The sequence below is a fragment of the Caballeronia catudaia genome (assembly GCF_001544755.2).
Classification (GTDB): domain Bacteria; phylum Pseudomonadota; class Gammaproteobacteria; order Burkholderiales; family Burkholderiaceae; genus Caballeronia; species Caballeronia catudaia.
Window position 1 is genome coordinate 1 of sequence record NZ_FCOF02000093.1, and the last position, 7,066, is coordinate 7,066.

5 protein-coding genes are annotated in these 7,066 nt (G+C 63.0%); 2 read left to right on the forward strand and 3 right to left on the reverse strand.

Features of this window, described 5'->3' with window-relative positions; all coding sequences use genetic code 11:
* Window positions 1–355: 355 nt before the first annotated feature.
* Together acnD and prpF are read left to right on the forward strand one after the other, a co-directional pair.
* Window positions 356–2,953 carry a Fe/S-dependent 2-methylisocitrate dehydratase AcnD gene (gene acnD / locus AWB75_RS35705; RefSeq protein ID WP_061128641.1) on the forward strand — a complete coding sequence of 866 codons (2,598 nt, stop codon included), beginning with the start codon at window positions 356–358 and terminating at the stop codon, window positions 2,951–2,953.
* Between the two features lie 34 nt (window positions 2,954–2,987).
* Complete coding sequence (prpF, locus tag AWB75_RS35710) at window positions 2,988–4,181, forward strand: 2-methylaconitate cis-trans isomerase PrpF (protein WP_061128642.1); 1,194 nt, start codon at window positions 2,988–2,990, stop codon at window positions 4,179–4,181.
* 68 nt (window positions 4,182–4,249) lie between these two features.
* On the opposite strand, the gene AWB75_RS35715 is transcribed toward prpF, so the two are convergent.
* The 3 genes from AWB75_RS35715 to AWB75_RS35725 form a co-directional block, all read right to left on the reverse strand.
* On the reverse strand, window positions 4,250–4,510 hold the full coding sequence (locus AWB75_RS35715) for a hypothetical protein (RefSeq protein ID WP_061128643.1): 261 nt from the start codon (window positions 4,508–4,510) through the stop codon (window positions 4,250–4,252).
* 39 nt (window positions 4,511–4,549) lie between these two features.
* The gene (locus tag AWB75_RS35720; RefSeq protein WP_061128644.1) at window positions 4,550–5,698 is read right to left on the reverse strand and encodes a porin; all 1,149 of its coding nucleotides are present in this window, start codon (window positions 5,696–5,698) and stop codon (window positions 4,550–4,552) included.
* Between the two features lie 141 nt (window positions 5,699–5,839).
* A complete protein-coding gene (locus AWB75_RS35725) occupies window positions 5,840–6,781 on the reverse strand; it encodes a hypothetical protein (protein ID WP_061128645.1) in 942 nt (313 codons plus the stop codon).
* Window positions 6,782–7,066 lie beyond the last annotated feature (285 nt).

The window sequence follows — 7,066 nt, forward strand, 5'->3', positions numbered from 1 at the left end:
GGGCCGCGCACATCATCGAGCAACGCATCGACAACAAGATCATTCGGCCGAGCGCGAATTACACCGGACCGGAGAATCTCGAGTTCGTCCCGCTGGCCAGGCGTGCCTGATACGCGAGATACGTGAGGGCGCTGGGCCCCGCTGCCGCACCCGGCGACGGGCCCTTTTTTCAAGCTACGAGCCTGTCTCAGCGGCAGGCCATGCAAAGCCGGTCATCACCGATACGAGTCATACTCTTGGCTCGGACGGAAAGGCCGGCGGCATCCGAATAGCCCGACTTTCGAACCCAAGGGGATTCCCCCACAATACCTTGGGCATGGCACCCGAAAGACCATGCCATGACCGAGACACCGCGATGAATACTGCAAACCGCAAACCCCTGCCCGGCTCCTCACTCGATTACTTCGATGCGCGCGCAGCCGTCGAAGCCATCGCGCCCGGCGCCTATGACACGCTGCCTTACACCTCGCGCGTGCTCGCGGAAAATCTCGTGCGGCGCTGCGATCCGGCGATGCTCGATGCGTCGCTCGCACAGCTCGTCGAAAGGAAGCGGGAGCGCGATTTCCCGTGGTTCCCCGCGCGCGTCGTCTGTCACGACATCCTCGGGCAGACGGCGCTGGTCGATCTCGCCGGCCTGCGCGACGCCATCGCGGACCAAGGCGGCGATCCCGCGAAAGTGAACCCCGTGGTGCCCGTGCAGCTCATCGTCGATCATTCGCTCGCGGTGGAATGCGGCGGCTTCGACCCGGACGCGTTCGCCAAGAACCGCGCGATCGAAGACCGGCGCAACGAAGATCGCTTCGATTTCATCAACTGGACCAAGAAGGCGTTCAGGAATGTCGAGGTGATTCCGCCGGGCAACGGGATCATGCATCAGATCAATCTGGAGCGCATGTCGCCCGTGATTCATGCGGTCGATGGCATCGCGTATCCGGATACGCTCGTCGGCACCGACAGTCATACGCCGCATGTCGATGCGCTCGGCGTGATCGCGATCGGCGTCGGCGGGCTCGAAGCCGAGAACGTCATGCTGGGCCGCGCGTCGTGGATGCGCCTGCCGGATATCGTCGGCGTGGAGCTCTCCGGCAAGCGTCAGCCGGGCATCACGGCGACCGATATCGTGCTCGCGCTGACCGAATTCCTGCGCAAGGAAAAGGTGGTCGGCGCGTATCTGGAGTTCTACGGCGAAGGCGCATCGAGCCTCACGCTCGGCGACCGCGCGACGATCTCGAACATGGCGCCCGAATACGGCGCGACCGCCGCGATGTTCTATATCGACGAACAGACCATCGAGTATCTGCGGCTCACCGGCCGCGACGACAAGCAAGTGAGCCTCGTCGAGCATTACGCGAAAACCACTGGCCTGTGGGCCGATTCGCTCGAACGCGCCGAATACGAACGCGTGCTGCATTTCGATCTGTCGACGGTCGTGCGCAACATGGCCGGGCCGTCGAATCCGCACAAGCGTCTGCCGGTCTCGGAACTGGCGACGCGCGGCATCGCAGGCAAATGGGAAGACACGCCCGGGCAGATGCCGGATGGCGCGGTGATCATCGCGGCCATCACGAGCTGCACGAACACGAGCAATCCGCGCAACGTGATCGCGGCGGCGCTGCTCGCGCGCAATGCGAATGCGCAAGGCCTCACGCGCAAGCCGTGGGTGAAGTCGTCGCTGGCGCCGGGTTCGAAAGCGGTCGAACTGTATCTGCAGGAAGCCAATCTGCTGCCCGATCTCGAACAGCTCGGCTTCGGCATCGTCGCGTTCGCATGCACGACGTGCAACGGCATGTCCGGCGCGCTCGATCCCGCGATCCAGCAGGAAATCATCGATCGCGATCTGTACGCGACCGCCGTGCTCTCGGGAAACCGCAACTTCGACGGCCGCATTCATCCGTATGCGAAGCAGGCGTTTCTCGCGTCGCCGCCGCTCGTCGTCGCGTATGCGATCGCGGGCACGATCCGCTTCGATATCGAACGCGATGCGCTCGGCATCGGCAAGAACGGCCAGCCTGTCTATCTGAAAGACATCTGGCCGAGCGATGAAGAGATCGACGTCATCGTCAAACAAAGCGTGAAGCCCGAGCAGTTCCGCAAGGTCTATGAACCGATGTTCGCGTTGACGCCGGCGAGCGGCGAAACCATCAGCCCGCTCTACGACTGGCGCGCGCAAAGCACCTACATTCGCCGCCCGCCGTACTGGGAAGGCGCGCTCGCGGGCGAACGCACGCTCAAGGGCATGCGCCCGCTCGCGGTCCTCGGCGACAACATCACGACCGATCACCTCTCGCCGTCCAACGCGATTCTCGCGAACAGCGCGGCGGGCGAATATCTCGCGAAGATGGGCTTGCCCGAGGAAGACTTCAATTCGTACGCGACACACCGCGGCGACCATCTGACGGCGCAGCGCGCGACCTTCGCGAATCCGACGCTCATCAACGAAATGGCGCTCGTAGATGGTCAGGTGAAGAACGGCTCGCTCGCGCGCATCGAACCGGAAGGCAAGGTCACGCGCATGTGGGAGGCGATCGAAACCTACATGGAGCGCAAGCAGCCGCTCATCATCGTCGCGGGCGCGGATTATGGGCAAGGCTCGTCGCGCGACTGGGCCGCCAAGGGCGTGAGGCTCGCGGGCGTCGAGGCGATCGTCGCGGAAGGGTTCGAGCGCATTCATCGCACGAACCTGATCGGCATGGGCGTGCTGCCGCTCGAATTCAAGGCGGGCGCGAACCGGCAGACGTTCGGCATCGACGGCACCGAGACATACGACGTGATCGGCGAGCGCAAGCCGCGCGCGGATCTCACGCTCGTGATTCATCGCAGGAACGGCGAGCGTGTCGAAGTGCCCGTGACATGCCGTCTCGACACGGCCGAAGAAGTGTCGATCTACGAAGCCGGCGGCGTGCTGCAACGCTTCGCGCAGGACTTCCTGGAGTCGTCGAAGGCGGCGGCCTGATATCGCACGCTGCCCTCTCTAACAAAGGAATCACATGGCACACGCACCTCAGATCAAGATCGCCGCGACCTACATGCGCGGCGGCACCAGCAAGGGCGTTTTCTTTCGGCTGAACGATTTGCCCGAAGCCGCGCGCGTGCCCGGCCCGGCGCGCGACGCGCTCTTTTTGCGTGTCATCGGCAGCCCGGACCCGTACGGCAAGCAGATCGACGGCATGGGCGGCGCGACGTCGAGCACGAGCAAGACGGTCATCGTTTCGAAGAGCACGCGGCCCGGTCACGACGTCGACTACCTGTTCGGCCAGGTCGCCATCGACAAGCCCTTTGTCGACTGGACCGGCAATTGCGGCAATCTGTCGGCGGCGGTCGGGCCGTTCGCCATCTCGGGCGGCCTCGTCGATCCTGAACGCGTGCCGGACAACGGCATCGCGATCGTTCGCATCTGGCAGGCGAATATCGGCAAGACGATCATCGCGCATGTGCCGATGACGAGCGGCGCCGTGCAGGAAACCGGCGACTTCGAGCTGGACGGCGTGACGTTCCCCGCCGCCGAAGTGCAGCTCGAATTTCTCGATCCCGCCGCCGAGGAAGAAGGCGCGGAAGGCTCGATGTTCCCGACGGGCAATATCGTCGACGATCTCGAAGTCCCCGGCATCGGCACCTTCAAGGCGACGATGATCAACGCAGGCATCCCGACGATCTTCCTGAACGCCGACGCCATCGGCTACAAGGGCACCGAGCTTCAGGACGCGATCAACGGGGACGACGCGGCCCTGAAGCGCTTCGAAACCATCCGCGCATATGGCGCGCTGCGCATGGGGCTGATCAAGAGCCTCGATGAAATCGTCAAACGTCAGCACACGCCGAAGATCGCGTTCGTGGCGCGGCCGGCCGAATATGTCGCGTCGAGCGGCAAGCGCATCGGCGCGGACGATGTCGACGTGCTAGTGCGCGCGATGTCGATGGGCAAGCTGCATCACGCGATGATGGGAACGGCCGCGGTCGCGATCGGGACGGCGGCGGCGATTCCGGGCACGCTGGTCAATCTCGCGGCGGGCGGCGGCGCGCGCGAGTCGGTGCGTTTCGGTCATCCGTCGGGCACGTTGCGCGTGGGCGCGGAGGCCGTCGAGTCGAATGGCGAATGGCAGGTCAGGAAGGCCATCATGAGCCGGAGCGCGCGCGTGCTGATGGAAGGCACGGTGCGTGTGACGACCGACGTCGCAATCTGAGTTCGTCCGGAATGCTAAGCGCCCGGGGCCATCGAATGGACCGGGCGCGAGAGCTGACTTTGCTGGCTTTAAACGCGAAATTCGGCTCGCGTAATGACAACCGGCCCCAACGCCGATTCCTTCGCCCGGCGAGCCACGACTTCCCTGATCGCGGGCTCTCCGAATGCGAACGCCGCGCGCCGGGAAATGACGTGATCGATGCCGGCGGCAGCAGCCAGCGCATGCTCCGTCAGAACACAGTTGACCGTGACGCCATCCACGATTGCATCGAAATAGATGGGACCTTCCCCTATGTAAATGCTGTCGACGTGCGGAAACAGAATGTTCATGTCAACCTCGGCAAGAAAAGTAGTTGGTGCGGGGCGGTGTCAGAAGTTATGCCGCACGCCGATCATCGCGGCCGTGGTCGAAGCGCCCGGCGCGACGGGCTGTCCATACACGATGGTCTGATTCATCGTGCCGTGGTTGTCGACGTGACCGACCTGCACATACCCCAACGTGCGCTTGGACACGCTGTATTCGGCGCCCACGGCGAACTCGCTCGAATGATTGCTGGCGTTGTTGTTGTCCTTCAGGTAGTAGAAACCGGATGTCACCTTCAAAGCGGGCGTGAATCGATAGCCAAGGCCAGCTGCATACATATCGATATCGGCACGGCTGCTGTTCGCTGGGTTCTTGCCATGACCGTATGAGCCGGACACCGAGAAACCATAAAACGTGTACTGGGCGCCGAGGTAGAGAAATCGGTTGTTGCTTTGCCCTGTCGCGGGAATCGCGGGAGTGGCGGGATACGTCGGGGGAAACGGATTGGCGTCATGGCCGTTGTAGTACGCCGCGGCGAGGTTCAGGCCGTAGTTCGAATACTTGAGGACGGCCGATTCGCGCGTGCCGCCCTGAAAGTGTCCGGGGACGCCGCCCGGCGCGTATTCCAGCGCGAGCGACGCGCCGTAGAACTTCGGCGACTCGTAGACGATCGCATTACTGTCATACAGCGCGCCGATCGCGCCATTCGTGCTCGTGCCGGGCCAGCCCGCTGCCTGGTTCATGCCGAGCCATGCAGTCAGGATGCTGCCGAAGTATTGCGCGCCGCGCACGTCCGTGTCGTACATCGCCCATATCATCGGCACGATCTGACGGCCTGCGTCGATCCTGCCGAACGGCCCTGAAACGCCCAGCGTCGCGTACTGATTGAATTGCGCGGCAACGCCCGGCGTGTCGCTCAGGCCGAACCTGCCCGTGCCGCTATCGAACGAGCTTTGCAGCTTGAAGTTGACGTGATAGCCGCCACCGATATCCTCGGTGCCCTTGATCCCCCAGCCGCTCGAATAGATGCCGCCATCCTTGAAGCGGTACACCTTGCCGAGATTGGGCGCGTTCGGTGCGAACGACGCCGCCGCGGTGCTCTGATAAAGCAGCCCGGAATCGACGACCCCGTAGAGCGTCACCGCGGATTGCGCATGCGCTGCGGCCGACGACAAACCGATCAGCGCCGCGACGCCAGTCATTCTCGCTTTCATTAGATATCCTTGTCTCTCAAGTCGGGCACTGCGTAGTACGAGCACGCGCCCTATCACTCGATCAAGGTTAGCTAAAGGTTACGAACTGACACCCTCTCGCGGCGAGAGGGATGGGGAAAACCAGCAGTTCAGCGGAGAACGTCATTCAGGATTCTGCTGCCGCCGATATTCGTTGCGCTTCATCGTCAGATACGCATCGCGATCGACTTCGTGCAACTGGCGCGGGTATTTTTCCGTCGCGTCGAACCAGGTGGCGAGGCGCTGATCGAGGCGCTTTCCGGGCGGGCTCGACAAGGCCTGCAAATAGGCGTCGATCGCCAGGTAATAGCGCATCGTATTGCGCTCCACGAGTCCCCTGACGCCGCCGATGTACTCGGATTGTCCGTTCGACGGGTCCCGCGCGGTGGTGAAACCCACCTTGTCGCTGCCTATGGTGGACAGATAGGTTTTCATCGCAAGGCGGCCCGCCATGCCGTATCCGTACGAATACGTCAGATGCAGGAACGTGCGCCCGGACCCGACCGGCGTGGCCTCCAGCACGATGCGGTAATCCTTCGTGCTCATCGGTCCGGTATCGGCATCCAGATCGACCTGGAAGTATCCGGCGCTCGCCGCGGCCGAGCGATAGTTGAATTGCACGCGGTAGGTCGAGGAGAGTTTTTCTTCGACCTTCCTGCCCACGTTCACGATGAGCTGCGTGCCGCCGCCCGTCGATGGCCGGCAGTACTTGACGTTCAAGTGCAGGATCAGCACGTCGCACCAGTTGGCCGGGCCCTGCGACGGATCAGCGAGCGCATCCTTCACAGTGGCGAACGGATAGTCGACCACGGCGTAAATGTCGCCCTTGAGCGAGGAGTCCGTTTCCGCCGACTCGAGGTACAGCTCCCGGTGAAACGGGTTGTGGCTCAACTGCGGTTTCAGGCTTTCGTACTTGTCGCGCAGGCGCGTGGCGTTGCTGTCCGCCGCATTGCCCGTTTCCTGGCCGAACAGGTCCGGGCACGCTCCGGCCAGCGCGAACACAGTCAGAAACAGCACAAGAGCGCGTACGCTTCCGGCGGCAATCGTCCTGGCAAAGGCGTTCATCTGATCGCTCCTTTTTCCAGCGCCGCGATCGCTCGCGTTCGATCGACAATCGTCTGAAGTTATTGATGCTCCCTTCAGGGTTCCCCTCCAGTATCCCCTCTCATCGCGAGAGGGGCGCGTGAAACGCCTGCGCAATAGGATGCGAGCATGCCCTTTAGCGATCGCTACGCGTGCCTGCACGGCGAACCGATCAGCGCCCTTTCTCACAGGAGCCACACATGCAATTCCTCGACGATTCATTGCACCCCGAGAATCAGGACAAAGTCGTGATCACGGTCGCGCCTT

Coding starts and splice junctions, on each gene's coding strand:
- acnD (WP_061128641.1), top strand. CDS start 356: ATGAATACTGCAAACCGCAAACCCCTGCCCGGCTCCTCACTCGATTAC.
- AWB75_RS35715 (WP_061128643.1), bottom strand. CDS start 4,510: ATGAACATTCTGTTTCCGCACGTCGACAGCATTTACATAGGGGAAGGT.
- prpF (WP_061128642.1), top strand. CDS start 2,988: ATGGCACACGCACCTCAGATCAAGATCGCCGCGACCTACATGCGCGGC.
- AWB75_RS35725 (WP_061128645.1), bottom strand. CDS start 6,781: ATGAACGCCTTTGCCAGGACGATTGCCGCCGGAAGCGTACGCGCTCTT.
- AWB75_RS35720 (WP_061128644.1), bottom strand. CDS start 5,698: ATGAAAGCGAGAATGACTGGCGTCGCGGCGCTGATCGGTTTGTCGTCG.